Raw genomic sequence first — 13430 nt, 5'->3', positions numbered from 1 at the left:
CAGCATCTCGCGTGAACTGCCGAAGCGAAGAAATTTCGGCCGGGCATGAAACTTTCCCTGCCACCGATGGTTTTGCCGACGGGTTTTGCGGGTGAGCGATTCGATTGAGGAGGCGGCGATGAGCGCTACCGGACTCGAGATTTTCGACAAGACCACCCAAACCACCAATGTCTGGCTGGACGAGATCATGGCCGACCACGGACAGGATCGCCAGTTCGCTTGGCACCTGCTCGGCGTCGTCTTGCGCACCGTCAGGGACCGGCTTCCGGTCGACATGGCTTCGCATCTTGGAGCGCAGTTGCCGCTGCTCGTGCGCGGCACCTACTATGAGCAGTTCGAGCCGTCACGCATGCCGCAAAAGAGCCGTTCCCTGGAAGAGTTTCTCGGCCCCGTTGAGCAGGGCATGGACGATACGCGTCCCGTCGACCCGAAAGCCGCGGTTCAATCGGTCTTCAAGGTCCTCTTTCACCATATCGACCCCGGCCAGATCAGAAAGGTCCGCGCCTCGCTGCCTGAGGACGTACGGCAGCTCTGTCCCGATCCCGATACGAAACACTGAACCTCCTCCCGGTTCGAGAGGCCGGCGTGCTCAATAAAGGAAATCCGCCATGCCCAATGCCGCCGAAATCCTCGTCGACACGCTGATCAACTGGAAAGTGGAGGTCGTCTTCGGCCTGCCGGGCGACGGCATAAACGGCATCATGGAGGCGTTGCGCACCCGTCAGGACCGCATCCGGTTCGTCCAGGTCAGGCACGAGGAATCTGCCGCCTTCATGGCGTGCGCCTATGCCAAATGGACCGGCAGGCTGGGCGTCTGCCTGGCCACCTTGGGACCGGGGGGCACACACCTCCTTACCGGGCTCTATGACGCCAAGCTCGACCAGGCTCCCGTGCTTGCCATCACCGGCATGCAGTTCCACGACCTTATCGAGACTTTTACGCAGCAGGACGTCGACCTGACCCGCGCCTTCAACGACGTAGCGATCTTCAACGCACAGGTCTCCGATGCCGCCCATATGGAAAACCTGGCCGGTCTCGCCTGCCGCTCGGCCCTTGCCCGGCGCGGCGTCGCCCATCTGTCGATTGCCAGCGATGTACAGGAAAACGAGTTGCCCGAGGCGGACCGCTCGAAGCGAAACCGGCCCTCGCACACCCCCGATCGATGGTTCGAAGGCAGCCGGCTTCCGGCTGCCGACCAGCTCGACCAGGCGGTTGAGATTCTCAATGCAGCGAAAAAAGTCGCTATCCTGGCCGGGCGCGGCGCACTCGGCGCGCGCGAAGAACTTGAACGCGCGTCGGACCTGCTGGCGGCGCCCGTCGCCAAGGCGCTGCTCGGCAAAGCCGTGCTGCCCGACGACCATCCGAATACGACCGGCGGCATCGGCATTCTCGGCACCCGCGCCTCGCAGGATGCGCTGAGCAAATGCGACGCCCTGCTGATCGTCGGATCGACCTTCCCCTACATCGAATACTATCCTGAACCCGGCAAGGCGCGCGGCGTCCAGATCGACCGTGACGCGCAGAGGATCGGCCTGCGCTATCCCGTCGAGGCGGGGCTTGTAGGCGATACCGCCGAAACCTTGCGCCTTCTCAACGAACGCCTCGAGCGCAAGAGCGACCGCTCCTTCCTGGAAAAGGCGCGGCAGGAAATGACCCGCTGGCGCAACGCGATGGCATTGTCCGAAGCCAAGCCGGACGTGCCGCTGAAGCCGCAACTCGTGGTCAAGGCGTTCGGCAGGCGTATGCCCGAGAACGCGATCCTGGCAGCCGATTCAGGACAGAATACCGAGATGGCTGCCAGGCACATCGACATGAAGACCGGACAGGCGTTCGGGGTTTCTGGAGCGCTCGCCTCGATGGCCTGCGGCCTTCCCTATGCGATTGCCGCCGGCATTGCCTTTCCGGGGCGCCCTATCTTCGCAGTGGTTGGGGATGGTGGGCTTGCCATGCAACTCGGCGAATTCTCGACTGCGGTACGGCACGGCATTCCCCTCAAGGTCCTCGTGCTCAAGAACGGCATGCTGAACCAGATCGCCTGGGAGCAGATGATGTTCCTTGGCAATCCGCAATTCGGCTGCGAGCTGCAGCCCATCGATTTCGCCATGGCCGCCGAAGCCATGGGCGGCATCGGCTACAGCGTCTCGCGGCCGGAAGAGGTCGAGGGCGTGCTTGAGGCGGCCTTCGCCACGCAGGGACCGGTGATCATCGAGGCCGTCGTGGACGCCTATGAGCCAATGATGCCGCCCAGGATGCCGCCGGATTATGCGAGGAATTTCCGCAAGGCGCTGCCGGACACGCCTGGACACGACCAGATCGAGGACAATGTCGGCGAGGAGCCGCTGAAGTCCATGATGAACGAAGTTTCCGAGGAAGCGTAGGCACAGCCGATCTCGCCCCACGTCCGCGACGGATGGCGACGTGCGCGGCGACACTGCATAGGGATACTTCTACCGAGTCCGTGGGATCGGTATCGGCGCCCCGACCATCGCGGAAGTCTCGGGCCATGTACCGCTTCGGGGCAGATCCTGCTGTTGCAAGAGTGAAAGGGTCGTGCGGCAGAACTACCGCAAGCCACTGGTCTTGCATGGCAACTTAGCATCAAAAAATTTTTGGGACCCCTCTTGAAGAGATTTCTGGCCGTTCCCAGATCGTTTCGCGTCGAGGCTTCGGCTCGATGAAAAAGGCGTCGCGACACCTGCGGCGTCCCATGTTGCTTTTCGGAGGATATGGATATGAGAAGCGTGGATTTTGCACCCCTTTACCGCACGACGGTCGGCTTCGACCGTCTTTTCGACATGCTCGACAGCAGCATTCGCTCGGACTGGCCTCCCTACAACATTGAAAAGAAGAATGAGAACAATTACCGCATCACCATGGCGGTAGCAGGCTACGACCTAGACGAGCTCGAACTCGTGCAGAACGGCGCCGAACTGTGCGTTACCGGACGCAAGAAGCCCGATCCAGAGCAGCGGCAAGTTCTCCACCAAGGCCTTGCGACAGGTAATTTCAGACAGGCCTTCAGGCTGGCCGACCACCTAAGGGTGAAGGCTGCGACGCTGAACTGCGGTTTGCTCGCCATCGAGCTCGTGCGTGAGGTGCCCGAGGAACTCAAGCCGCGTCGCATCGAGATTGGCGTCCGCGACCCTGAAAATACAACGAAGTCGATAAGCCAGGATGTGTCGCGCAAGGCGGCCTAGAATGTCGCAACAACCTGCGGTCCGCCTCCCGGCAACGCCGGGAAGCCAAGATTGCGGAGAACGGAGATGAGAAGCGAAGCTGATATCTTTCTTCAAGCCGGCACAAGAAAACCGACCCGCATCGACGTCTCGCCGGTGCCGAAAAACCCCGGCGACGTTCTCAACTGCTCAACCATGAGCCTTGAGGCGAAGCGTGCCTTGCTTGCCTCATGGGCCTCGGACGCGCATGCGGTTGACGACGCTCCGTCGCTGCGCAGGCTGGATGACGGCTCGGTCATGAATGTGGATGAGATCCTTCGCGCGCTGAAGGCACTGGATGAGCGCGAGCAAGGGCATCCGCCGCACAGGGCGGCGTCTCGGTCCCAGCGGCGTTCTTTCGGCCGCTTCCGTCGAGGGAGTTGGTCCCGCTGGATCGCGGGCATCCGAGGTGAAGACGATGATGACGATCCACCTCCGAGCCCGGTCTGCGCGGCGATCCCGAGGGCAGGCGGTGGCGGGGCATTTTCCCTGCCGGAACCTGAAGCAGCCTAGAGCAATCCCGGGAAAGCGCATACCGCTTTTTCCCTGGAAATTACGTGGAAACAAACAGTTAGAGCAGTTCGGCGTCTCGTGAAACGATGAACTGCCCCAATGAAGGGGTTGGGGCCAACCCCTCAAAAGCATCCAGCCAATGGAGGAAGTTCATGAATGACAAAATGTTCGAGCAGCCTGTTCTGGTGAAGAACGGGGATTTCATGATCGAGGAAGTAGCGTGCCTCGAAGATGCATTCGAGTTTCTGCAGAATTGGCCCCGGAACCGCAGAGGCCCGATTTTCGAAACCGCCCTGCGCGCGTGTCAACGCGCCTATGACGGCCATGTCCCAGCCTCGCTGGCACGCGATGCTTTTGCCGGCTTTGCGCGCTCGGCCAGGATCCTTGAAGACGTCTCGACCTCCATACCCTGGATGGCGGGGATCAAGACGGGCAGAGGCGGCATTTCCGCCTGAGGAGAACGTTCGCCGAACCTTCGGTTTCAAGTATGTCAGGTTCCGAGCAAAGTCATGGAGAGCGCCTAATTCCGTAGGTCGTGCCGCCGGCAGGGCGCGGTGACCGGTGCTAACGCCGGTCACCATGCTTGGCGGTGCCGGTCAGCGGAACATCGAGCCGCCATCAACGTCGAGCGCCGCGCCATAGACGAAGCTCGCGGCGTCCGAGCAAAGGAATAGGATCGCGGCGGCCATGTCGTCGGGCCGGCCCATGCGGCGCATCGGCAAATTGGCCGCGATGCGGTCCTTGAGAGCCTGGTCGATATGGGAATGCATCGGCGAATCGGTCGGCCCCGGATTGAGGGCGTTGATGCGCACCTTCTTTCCCGCCAATTCGCGCGCAACCGACTTCACCAGCGACAGCGTGCCGGCCTTGGACGCCGCATAGGCGGTGTCGGCGATGAGCCCGCCGCCGCCATGCACACCGGCGTCGGAGGCCACGCACACGATATTCCCCCCGCCGGCATTGCCTTGCATGCGCTGCACCGCCCCCTGGACGGTGAAGAAGGTGCCCAGCAGATTGACGCCGAGGACGCGCTGCCAGTGCGCCCAATCCTGCTCCGCGATTCTCTTGGCAGTGATGATCGCCGCGCAGGTCACGACGTTGTCGAGCCGCGCCAGCCTGGCGTCGCAATAGTCGAACATGCGCGCGATGCTGTCGGGGTCGCCCATGTCGGCCACCACCTTGTGCGGTGGTGTCCCGGCCGTTCCGCTCAATTCGTCATGGCGCTTCGCCAACCCCTCGGTATCGCGGTCGCACATCACGACCTCGGCGCCCTTGGAGAGAAAGGCACGGGCGGTCTCGAAACCCATGCCGCTCGCGGCACCGGTCACCAGCACGCTCTTGCCGGCAAAACTGTCCTGGGCAAACGTCGGATAGGGATCGATCATGATGTCTCCGTGAACAGTAAGGGTTGGCCGGCGGCAAGGTTTGGCACGGCGTGTTCAGGCCTTCAGGTGCAGTGTCACGAGCACGCTGCATTCCGCGCCGCTGTCGAAACGCGCCGCGACGCGCAGCCAGTTGCCAAAATGGCTAAGCCGCGCCATTGCCATGCCGTCGCGCTCGGCCGGCATGACAAACTCGGTGCCTTCGCGCAGCCAGTGCATTCCATCCGGCGAGATCTCGATCCACGCCGTTGCCGCAGGGCCGACAGGTTGCTTCAACGCGCGCACGAAGAAGATCGCCTCGCGCGCCCATCCTGCCTCGTAAGGCTCGCTGGCGGCCTCGCCGCGCCAGCGCTCGTTGCGCGAGACGACCGCGGTGATGTTCTCGGGCAGCATCAGAAGTCTCCGGAAATGCAGATGGAATCGACATAGAGGAAGGCCCGTTTGGCAACGTCGGTTTCAGCGAAGAGGCCGAAATTGAGCATGCACCACAGGTTCTTCATCGCCGGAATGCGGATCGAATCGAATCCCGAGAGATCGAAGCTGCGATCGTTGCAGCGCAGCCCGAGCGCCGTCATCGATTCCAGATCGAAATCGAAGCACAGATAAGTCCAGTTCACCTTGGTTGGGATCTCGTTGTAGCACAGGCGCTGCGATCCGCCGGGAAGGTCGAGCCATCCCTCCGGCGACAGGTGATAGTGGCTGATCGTCTTGTCGTCGCTGCCGATCGGGATGATCTTCTCGGTCTCGCGCTTGTATTGCCATTTTTGCAAGTGCTGGCCGTCGAGCGCGTTCAAAAAGCGCAGATGCGGCATGACCCGATCGCTGTTGCCATCCTGGTCTCCGCCCTGCAGGTCGAACAGGAAGCCGACGGAGCGCACATCGGTTTCGGACAGCTTCAGCGCATTGGCTTCGGGCTTGAAGGTGAAATACATCTCGAAGCGGATCGGTCCGCGCTTCCTGAATGTGTGGCGTTTGATGGCGACGTTGCGGGCTCCCGGCGCGGGACGTGTCGCAACCTTCAACGCATAGGATGAATCCATCCCCCCGTGTGAGCCGGCGTCCCAGTGCGCGAGCGTCGACAGCATGGCGCTGGTATGTTGCGCGTAGCCCGGCAGCATGGTGTCCAGATCGTCCTCATAGTTGCCGACAAGCTGCGACCAGCCGCAATGGCCGCGCGCGAAATCGTCGAACGACAATATCCGCGGCAGCGGGTCGAAGCGGCTGAGCGCGGGGTCCGCGCGCAACAACGCCAGCCGCATCGCCTCGGCGAGGTCAGCGCCCTGGTTTGGAACCTGGTTCTTCATCTCGGCCTCATCCGGCTTTCAGTTTCTTGACGGCATCCCAGTCGATCTCTATGCCGAGCCCCGGTTTCTGCGGGACGTCCAGCGTGCCGTTCTTCTGCCTGACGCAACCGGGCGCGAGATCGGCCAGACTGGTCTTGAACGGGCTGGCGTCGCACTCGCACTCCATGACGCCGAAATTCGGCATCGCGGCTGCCAGATGGACGCTTGCGGTCTCGCAGACGATGCCCGACATGCCGATATGCGGCGCGTAGCGGACATCATGCGCCGCGGCGTAGTCGGCCATGCGACGCGTCTCGGAGATGCCGCCCGCGCGCGCCACGTCGGGCTGCAGCACGGACAACGTCCGGTTGGCGATCAGGCGCTGCGCCTGGTCCAACGTGAAATTGCTCTCGCCCGCGGCCAGCGGCACGTCGCAGCGCCGGCGCAGTTCCTCATAACCCTGCTCGTTTTCCGGTTGCAGCGGCTCCTCGAACCAGAAATAGCCGTTTGCCGAAAGCGCACGACCTACCTCGACCGCCTCGTCCAGATTGTAGGCCCAGTTCGCATCGACGCAGAGCCCGATCGCATCGCCGGCGCGCTTGCGGATGCGCTCGATCCGTTTGCAGGCTTCGCGCACGGGCCGCGCCATCTTAACCTTGATGCGCGTAAAGCCCTCGCCGAGATAACGATCGAGTTCAGCGTCGGCGGCATCGTCGTCGACCCAGTTGACCGCGGCGGCATAGACGTCGATGCGGTCGCGTCCGACACCGCCGAGAAGCTTCGCGATCGGCTGCCCGGTCGCCTTGCCCAATATATCCCATAGCGCGATGTCCACGCCGGCGATGGCCTCGATCAGCACGCCGCCCGCCCTGCCCGAAAGCGCGCGGCGCATGGACTGCCATAGGGCGCCGATGTTGCGCGCGTCCTGGCCGAGCAGGCGCGGCTTGAGCGAGCTTTCGATCAGCTCGACATAAGCCTTGGGCGAGAACCGCGCCAGGGTTTCGCCTACGCCGACAATGCCCTCGCTCGTGCGCACTTCGACCAGGACCAGCGAGACCTTTTCATAGACGCCCCAGGACGTGACCGTGGGCCGGGGCAATGTCTGGCTGAGGGGATGGGCAATCACCTCGGCAATCTTCAGCGGCCCCGCCGCGATTGGATCGCTCACGTGCATCGGCTCCAGATTTCTCCCTTGGTCCTCTCGCACCGCCTTCATAGCTTTCACTTGTAAACTTAGCAACCAAAAAACTTAGTTGCTATGTTCGGGAAAACCGTGCTAGTGAGCTCGGAAAGGATTCCGAATGCCCCTGGACGAAGCACGCAAGCCGATTTTCTCCGCGAAACTCGCGAGCCCTTCCCGCCTCGCGGACGGCGTCTCGGATGCGATCGCCGCGGCGTTGTTCGACGGACGCATCGCGCCTGGCGAAGCGCTGCCGCCGGAAGGCGAGATCGCCCGGGAATTCGGCGTCTCCAAGCCCATCGCACGCGAGGCGCTGCGCCAGTTGACCAGCGCCGGCCTCGTTTCGACCCAGCAAGGAAAAGTTGCCCGCGCCAAGGCACTTAGCGGCGAGCCGATGGAGCGCATCTACGCCTATGCGGTCCGTTCGAGCCTGACGCGGCTTCAGGAAGCCAACGAGATGCGCCGCGTCATCGAGGTTGGCATAGCCAGGCTGGCCGCCGAGCGCCGCGATCCGCGCGGCCTGGAAATGATGCGCCAGGCCGTGCTCGACATGCACGCCGGCATCGGGAGGCCTGGCGATTTCACGCAAGCCGACATTCTGTTCCACCTCGGCCTCGCGACGGCCACGGGCAACTCCATGATCCGTATTCAGATGGAAGGGATGCGGTCTGTCCAACGCGAGGTTTCGGAACTGTTCTCCCAGCGCTCCAACCGCACGGAAGCGGATTGGAGGGCCACCGTCGAACGGCACCAGGCGATCTACGACGCGATCATGGCGGGCGACACCGATCTCGCGGACCGGCGCATTCACGAGCATTTCGACGCGGCCGACATCGCCTCGTTCGAGGTGGCCGGCAAGCTCGGGGAGCCGTCGCCGTGAGCAAGGACCGTTTTTCCCTTGCCGGACGGCGGGCGCTGGTGACCGGCGCCAGCTCCGGCATCGGGCGCGCGGTTGCGATCGCCCTGGCGCAGCATGGCGCCAGCGTCGCGCTGCATCACTTCGGTGACGCCGCCGGCGCGCGCGAAACGGCTGCCGCTATCGGCCCGGGCACCGCGGTTCTCGAGGCCGATTTCACCGATAGCAAGTCAATGTCGGCCTTTACCGATGAAGCCGCCGGCGCCGGGCCCATCGACATCCTCGTCTCGAACGGCGCGATCGAGCGGCGCCGTGCATGGAGCGAGATCGACGAAGCGCATATCCAGGCCCATGTGGCGGCAAACTTCACGGCCCTGCTTACCCTGGCCACGCGGCTCGTTCCCGCCATGGCCAAGCGCGGATGGGGACGCGTGGTCGCGACCGGCAGCGTGATGGCGAGGCGTCCGCGCGCGGAAACGATCGTCTATGCTTCGCTGAAGGCGGCGCAACTTACGGCGGTGCGCGCCATGGCACGCGAGGTTGCGCCGCATGGCGTCACCATGAATGTGGTATCGCCCGGCGCGATCGAGACGGAGGCAACCGCCGAGCGCTACCGGGACGCAGCCTTCCGCCAAGCGGTCGCGGCGAAGATTCCCGCCGGCCGCCACGGCCAGGCCGACGACCTCGTCGGCGCCTTCGTTTTTCTGTGCAGCGACGCCGCCCGCTACGTCACCGGGGCTGACCTGCCCGTCGACGGCGGCTGGACGATCGGCGACGCGCCCAGCGCGCTGCCGGGGACAACAGCATGACAAGTCGCCGCCGCCTGCCGGCCCGTTCGTTGCGCGCCCGCAGTTGTTGATTGGACCATCGGCGTTTCGGGAGGAAACCATGAAGACCGCAATCAAACTTGCACTATCGACCTTGGCGCTGTGCGCCCTGTCGGCGCACTCGCTGGCCCAGGAACTCCGAGTGACCGTGTGGACGGGCAGCGAGGCCCACCTCAAGATGCTGAACGGCATCGCCCAGGGCTTCATCGCCAAGCATCCGGGCGTCACGGTGAAATTCGAGACCGTCCCGGTCGCCGACTACACGCAGAAGCTCACTTTCCAGGTCGCCGGGGGCAACGCCCCCGACATCGCCTGGATGATGGAGGATGCCGCACCCGCTTTCGAGAACGCCGGGCTGCTGATGGACATCGGCCCGACGCTCAAGGCGACCGAGGGATACAATTTCGACGATTTCTCCCAGCCCGCCATGGCGCTCTGGCAGAAGGACGGCAAGGTCTACGGCGTGCCCTTCTCCACCTCGCCTTTCCTGATCTACTACAACAAGGACATGTTCGACAAAGCAGGTGTCGAAGATCCCAACCAGCTCGCCGCGAAGGGCGAGTGGAACATGCAGAAATTCCAGGAGGTCGCCAAGAAGATCACCGAGGCTAATCCCGGCAAATGGGGCTTCGAATTCAAGGATGGCGAAGGTTACGCATCGCGTATGACGCACGCCTTGCTGCCGCCCGTGCGCGCTTACGGCGGCGATCTGTGGGCCGACGGCCAGTGCGGCCTCGACAAGCCTGAAGCGGTGGCTGCCATCAAGCAGCTCCATGATATGGTGTTCAAGGACAGGTCGATCGTGCCGCCGGGAGAGCAGGGCGACTACTTCTCCGGCAATTCGGCGATGACCGTGAACCAGATCTCGCGAGCCTCGAAGATGCCCGAGGCAGGCTTCAAATGGGGCATCGCCCCCTTGCCTTCGGGACCCGCCGGCGAAGCTCCGGTCATCGGCCAGGCCGCGCTGACAGTCTTTGCGTCCGGCAAGAACAAGGAGCTTGCCGCGCAACTCGTGGCCGACATGACCAGCAAGGACAATGTGGCTGTCATGGCCCAGTTCTTTCCGCCGGCCCGCAAGAGCGTCCTGGAGAGCGACGCCTTCGTCAACTCCAACAAGCTGATCCCGCCCGAGCAGATGAAAAGCGTCGCCGCAGCGATCGTCAACGGCCGCGTTCACCCTTCGCATGAGCATGTGCCGCAGATATTCGCCGCGATGGCGCCGCGCGTCGACGCGCTGTGGCGGGCCGACGCCAATGTCGAAGAGGCGCTGAAGGGCGTCTGCGCCGCCATTCAGCCATTGCTCTGACAGGATTTCGGTTCATGGCCGGCATGGCATCCCGGGACAATGCGGCGCGCCCTGCCAGCGCGCCGTGGCTGAGCTTGAAGGCCAGGGAGATGCTGGAGGCATGGCTGTTCGTCAGCCCGACCTTGATCGGCTTCCTGGTCTTCTTCCTTGGGCCGCTGGTCGCCATCTTCTATTATTCGACGACCGAGTGGAACCTGCTCAGCCAGCAGGCGACCTTCGTCGGGCTTCGCAATTTCCAGAATGCGCTGCTGGAGAACCCCGACTTCTGGCATGTCGTGCGCAATTCCGTGATCTTCGCGCTGGGGCTCGTTCCCCTGAACATGGCGCTGGCGCTCTCCCTCGCGCTGGCGCTTTCGCGGCCGTTCTTCGGTGTCGTCTTCTTTCGCACGGTCTTCTTCGCGCCGGTGGTCACATCGGCAATCGCCTGGGCCATCGTCTGGAAATTCATGCTGCAGGGCGAAGGCGGCGCCGTGAACCAGATGCTCGCCTGGATCGGCATCGATGGCCCGAATTGGTTGCGCGAGCCCAACTGGGCGATGGCGGCCGTCATCGTCACCCGAGTCATCAAGATGGTCGGCCTGAACATGATCCTCTACATCGCCGCGCTCCAATCGATACCGCGCGACTACGAGGAGGCAGCGGCGCTGGAAGGCGCCTCGCGCTGGCAGGTCTTTCGCATGATCACCTGGCCGCTGCTCGCGCCGACGACGCTGGTCATCATGGTTCTGACGACGATCGGCTCGTTCAAGGTGTTCGACCACATCTACCAGATGACCGGCGGCGGCCCGGAAAACGGCACCCTGGTGCTGGCCTTCTACATCTATCAGCAAGGCTTCAAATTCTTCAACGTCGGCTACGCGGCCGCGCTGGCCCTGATCATGTTCGTCATCGTGATGGCGCTCACCCTCGTGCAGGTGATGTTGCGGCGGAAGGAGATGGAGTGACCCAGCGCCGGACCGAGATTCTCTATCGCATCTGCTGGACCATGGCGCTGCTGCTTTTGGCCGTGCCCTTCGTGTTCCCGTTCCTGTGGATGATTTCCGGCGGCTTCAAGAGCACCACCGAAATCTTCGGCGCGCCGACCTTGATTCCCCGCGTCTGGCGCTTCGAGAACTTCGCGGAAGTGTTCACCTATCAGCCCTTCGCGCGGCAGTATTTCAACTCGCTCTACATCGCCGCGACGGTGACGGTGCTGACCTTGTTCATCGCCTCGCTCGCGGGCTACGCGCTGGCGCGCATCCGCTTTGCCGGCGCCGGGCTGTTGATGCTGTTCCTGATGATGGCACTGATGGTGCCGGAAGAGGTCACCATCATCCCTAATTTCTTCCTGATCCGCGCCATGGGCCTGATCGACACGCACTGGCCGCTCATCCTTCTGCCGGTCTTCGGCCCGCAGGGCGTCGTGGCGACCTTCCTGATGCGTCAGTTCTTCCTCGCGCTGCCCAGGGAACTCGAAGAGGCCGGCAAGATGGACGGCCTCTCGCGCTTCGGCGTCTGGTTGAAGATCGCCCTGCCCATGGCGCGGCCGGCGCTTGCGGCGGTTGCGATCATCACCTTCCTGCATTCGTGGAACCTGTTCCTCGAACCGCTGATCTTCCTCAGTTCGCTTGAAAAATTCACGCTGCCGCTGGCGCTGTCCAACTTCAACGACAGTTACGGCCTGCCCTTGTGGAACCTGCAATTGGCGGCGACGAGCCTGGCCGTGGTTCCCATCCTCATCATCTATCTGATCGCCCAGCGCCAGATCATCGAGAGCTTCGCCCTCTCCGGCGTCAAGGGATAAGGGGAGTCATGACAAAGCTTCTGCTCAAGGACATCCGCAAGCGGTTCGGAACGGTCGAGGTGATCCGTGGCGTCGATCTCGAGATCGAGGATGGCGAGTTCGTGGTCTTCGTCGGCCCGTCGGGATGCGGGAAGTCGACGCTGTTGCGGCTGATCTCCGGCCTCGAGCATCTCAGCGAGGGCGAACTCCACATTGGCGGCCGTCTGGTCAATGAGGTTCCGGCGGCCAGGCGCGGCGTGGCCATGGTGTTCCAGTCCTACGCGCTCTACCCTCACCTGACCGTCCGCGACAATATGGGCTTCGGCCTCAAGGTCCGCAAAGTGCCGGCCGGCGAGCGCGCCCGGCGCGTCTCGGAGGCCGCCGCGACGCTGAAGCTCGAGCCGTTGCTCGACCGTTTCCCGCGTCAGCTGTCGGGCGGGCAGCGCCAGCGCGTGGCCATCGGCCGCGCCATCGTCGCCAATCCCGACGTCTTCCTTTTCGACGAACCGCTTTCGAACCTCGACGCCGAACTGCGTGTGCACATGCGCTCCGAGATCGCCGCGCTCCACCAGCGCCTGTCGACGACGATGATCTACGTGACCCACGATCAGATCGAGGCCATGACGCTTGCCGACAAGATCGTGGTGTTGCGCGACGGAAAGATCGAACAGGTCGGCTCACCGCGCGAGCTCTACGACAGCCCCCGAACCATTTTCGTCGCCCAGTTCATCGGCAGCCCGAAGATGAACATCCTGCCGCTCGCCGATGGACGGCCAATCACCCACGGGGCGTCCGTGCCTGCGGCGGCCGTCTCGATCGGCGTTCGGCCCGAGCACCTGTCGCTGGCCCAGCCTTCGTCCGCCACGCTGCGCGGCAAGGTAAAGCTTGCCGAATACACTGGCGCCGTCACGCTCATCCACGTGGAATTGGACGCGGGCCAGACTTGTCTTGTCATCCACAATCAAGGAACGGCGCCCGAGATCGGCGCCGAGATCGGCCTGGACGCAGCCCCGACGAACCTGCACTTCTTCGACGGCGAGGGCCGCGCGGTCTGACGCGATCAGGAATGGCCAGCGCGTAGCCGGCGTGCGGACGCGATAACCCGC

Annotated in this window: 15 protein-coding genes; 11 read left to right on the top strand and 4 right to left on the bottom strand. The window is 63.4% G+C overall.

The annotated features are described in order from the left end of the window. The first annotated feature begins 118 nt into the window (after positions 1-118). The 5 genes from FJ972_RS09640 to FJ972_RS09620 all read left to right on the top strand — a co-directional run bounded on the left by FJ972_RS09640 (position 119) and on the right by FJ972_RS09620 (position 4183). On the top strand, positions 119-559 hold the full coding sequence (locus tag FJ972_RS09640) for a DUF2267 domain-containing protein (protein ID WP_140522271.1): 441 nt from the start codon (positions 119-121) through the stop codon (positions 557-559). Between the two features lie 49 nt (positions 560-608). Continuing rightward, positions 609-2378 (top strand): thiamine pyrophosphate-dependent enzyme, encoded by a 1770-nt coding sequence (locus tag FJ972_RS09635; RefSeq protein ID WP_140522273.1) that lies wholly within the window; start codon positions 609-611, stop codon positions 2376-2378. Positions 2379-2732: 354 nt separating this feature from the next. Beyond that, positions 2733-3197 carry an Hsp20 family protein gene (locus FJ972_RS09630; protein WP_140522275.1) on the top strand — a complete coding sequence of 155 codons (465 nt, stop codon included), beginning with the start codon at positions 2733-2735 and terminating at the stop codon, positions 3195-3197. A gap of 66 nt (positions 3198-3263) precedes the next feature. Continuing rightward, on the top strand, positions 3264-3728 hold the full coding sequence (locus FJ972_RS09625; protein ID WP_140522277.1) for a hypothetical protein: 465 nt from the start codon (positions 3264-3266) through the stop codon (positions 3726-3728). A gap of 152 nt (positions 3729-3880) precedes the next feature. After that, on the top strand, positions 3881-4183 hold the full coding sequence (locus tag FJ972_RS09620; RefSeq protein ID WP_140496450.1) for a DUF982 domain-containing protein: 303 nt from the start codon (positions 3881-3883) through the stop codon (positions 4181-4183). A gap of 141 nt (positions 4184-4324) precedes the next feature. Here the strand turns inward: FJ972_RS09620 and FJ972_RS09615 are convergent, their stop codons facing one another. The 4 genes from FJ972_RS09615 to FJ972_RS09600 all read right to left on the bottom strand — a co-directional run bounded on the left by FJ972_RS09615 (position 4325) and on the right by FJ972_RS09600 (position 7561). Continuing rightward, complete coding sequence (locus tag FJ972_RS09615; RefSeq protein WP_246671683.1) at positions 4325-5035, bottom strand: SDR family NAD(P)-dependent oxidoreductase; 711 nt, start codon at positions 5033-5035, stop codon at positions 4325-4327. Between the two features lie 132 nt (positions 5036-5167). Further along, on the bottom strand, positions 5168-5503 hold the full coding sequence (locus FJ972_RS09610) for a hypothetical protein (protein ID WP_140496164.1): 336 nt from the start codon (positions 5501-5503) through the stop codon (positions 5168-5170). Further along, positions 5503-6369 carry a DUF6772 family protein gene (locus FJ972_RS09605; protein WP_140522704.1) on the bottom strand — a complete coding sequence of 289 codons (867 nt, stop codon included), beginning with the start codon at positions 6367-6369 and terminating at the stop codon, positions 5503-5505. Before FJ972_RS09605 ends, FJ972_RS09610 begins: the two co-directional genes overlap by 1 nt. A 52-nt stretch (positions 6370-6421) precedes the next feature. Next, complete coding sequence (locus FJ972_RS09600; RefSeq protein WP_224684726.1) at positions 6422-7561, bottom strand: mandelate racemase/muconate lactonizing enzyme family protein; 1140 nt, start codon at positions 7559-7561, stop codon at positions 6422-6424. A 133-nt stretch (positions 7562-7694) separates the two neighbouring features. On the opposite strand from FJ972_RS09600, the gene FJ972_RS09595 reads away from it, so the two are divergent. The 6 genes from FJ972_RS09595 to FJ972_RS09570 all read left to right on the top strand — a co-directional run bounded on the left by FJ972_RS09595 (position 7695) and on the right by FJ972_RS09570 (position 13379). Continuing rightward, positions 7695-8453, top strand: coding sequence for a FadR/GntR family transcriptional regulator (locus FJ972_RS09595; RefSeq protein WP_140513598.1), 759 nt, complete (start codon positions 7695-7697; stop codon positions 8451-8453). Next, positions 8450-9238 carry an SDR family NAD(P)-dependent oxidoreductase gene (locus tag FJ972_RS09590; protein WP_140496167.1) on the top strand — a complete coding sequence of 263 codons (789 nt, stop codon included), beginning with the start codon at positions 8450-8452 and terminating at the stop codon, positions 9236-9238. Before FJ972_RS09595 ends, FJ972_RS09590 begins: the two co-directional genes overlap by 4 nt. A gap of 79 nt (positions 9239-9317) precedes the next feature. Further along, positions 9318-10562 carry an ABC transporter substrate-binding protein gene (locus FJ972_RS09585; protein WP_140496168.1) on the top strand — a complete coding sequence of 415 codons (1245 nt, stop codon included), beginning with the start codon at positions 9318-9320 and terminating at the stop codon, positions 10560-10562. 23 nt (positions 10563-10585) lie between these two features. Continuing rightward, positions 10586-11506, top strand: a complete 921-nt coding sequence (locus FJ972_RS09580; RefSeq protein WP_140496454.1) for a carbohydrate ABC transporter permease — start codon at positions 10586-10588, stop codon at positions 11504-11506. Beyond that, positions 11503-12345 (top strand): carbohydrate ABC transporter permease, encoded by an 843-nt coding sequence (locus tag FJ972_RS09575; RefSeq protein WP_140496169.1) that lies wholly within the window; start codon positions 11503-11505, stop codon positions 12343-12345. The genes FJ972_RS09580 and FJ972_RS09575 overlap by 4 nt, the downstream gene beginning before the upstream one ends. An 8-nt stretch (positions 12346-12353) precedes the next feature. Beyond that, positions 12354-13379 carry an ABC transporter ATP-binding protein gene (locus FJ972_RS09570; RefSeq protein WP_140496170.1) on the top strand — a complete coding sequence of 342 codons (1026 nt, stop codon included), beginning with the start codon at positions 12354-12356 and terminating at the stop codon, positions 13377-13379. Positions 13380-13430: the final 51 nt, after the last annotated feature.

Origin of the sequence: Mesorhizobium sp. B2-1-1 (assembly GCF_006442975.2) — a bacterium.
Taxonomy (GTDB): Bacteria; Pseudomonadota; Alphaproteobacteria; order Rhizobiales; family Rhizobiaceae; genus Mesorhizobium.
Note: the sequence above shows the minus strand (reverse complement) of the source record. Positions and strands in the feature narration are given on the sequence as shown.

Bases quoted from the DNA above. Each gene is read 5' to 3' on its own strand.
- FJ972_RS09615 (WP_246671683.1), bottom strand. From the start codon at position 5,035: ATGGGTTTCGAGACCGCCCGTGCCTTTCTCTCCAAGGGCGCCGAGGTC.
- FJ972_RS09620 (WP_140496450.1), top strand. From the start codon at position 3,881: ATGAATGACAAAATGTTCGAGCAGCCTGTTCTGGTGAAGAACGGGGAT.
- FJ972_RS09610 (WP_140496164.1), bottom strand. From the start codon at position 5,503: ATGCTGCCCGAGAACATCACCGCGGTCGTCTCGCGCAACGAGCGCTGG.
- FJ972_RS09585 (WP_140496168.1), top strand. From the start codon at position 9,318: ATGAAGACCGCAATCAAACTTGCACTATCGACCTTGGCGCTGTGCGCC.
- FJ972_RS09630 (WP_140522275.1), top strand. From the start codon at position 2,733: ATGAGAAGCGTGGATTTTGCACCCCTTTACCGCACGACGGTCGGCTTC.
- FJ972_RS09580 (WP_140496454.1), top strand. From the start codon at position 10,586: ATGGCATCCCGGGACAATGCGGCGCGCCCTGCCAGCGCGCCGTGGCTG.
- FJ972_RS09625 (WP_140522277.1), top strand. From the start codon at position 3,264: ATGAGAAGCGAAGCTGATATCTTTCTTCAAGCCGGCACAAGAAAACCG.
- FJ972_RS09570 (WP_140496170.1), top strand. From the start codon at position 12,354: ATGACAAAGCTTCTGCTCAAGGACATCCGCAAGCGGTTCGGAACGGTC.
- FJ972_RS09605 (WP_140522704.1), bottom strand. From the start codon at position 6,369: ATGCGGCTGGCGTTGTTGCGCGCGGACCCCGCGCTCAGCCGCTTCGAC.
- FJ972_RS09640 (WP_140522271.1), top strand. From the start codon at position 119: ATGAGCGCTACCGGACTCGAGATTTTCGACAAGACCACCCAAACCACC.
- FJ972_RS09595 (WP_140513598.1), top strand. From the start codon at position 7,695: ATGCCCCTGGACGAAGCACGCAAGCCGATTTTCTCCGCGAAACTCGCG.
- FJ972_RS09635 (WP_140522273.1), top strand. From the start codon at position 609: ATGCCCAATGCCGCCGAAATCCTCGTCGACACGCTGATCAACTGGAAA.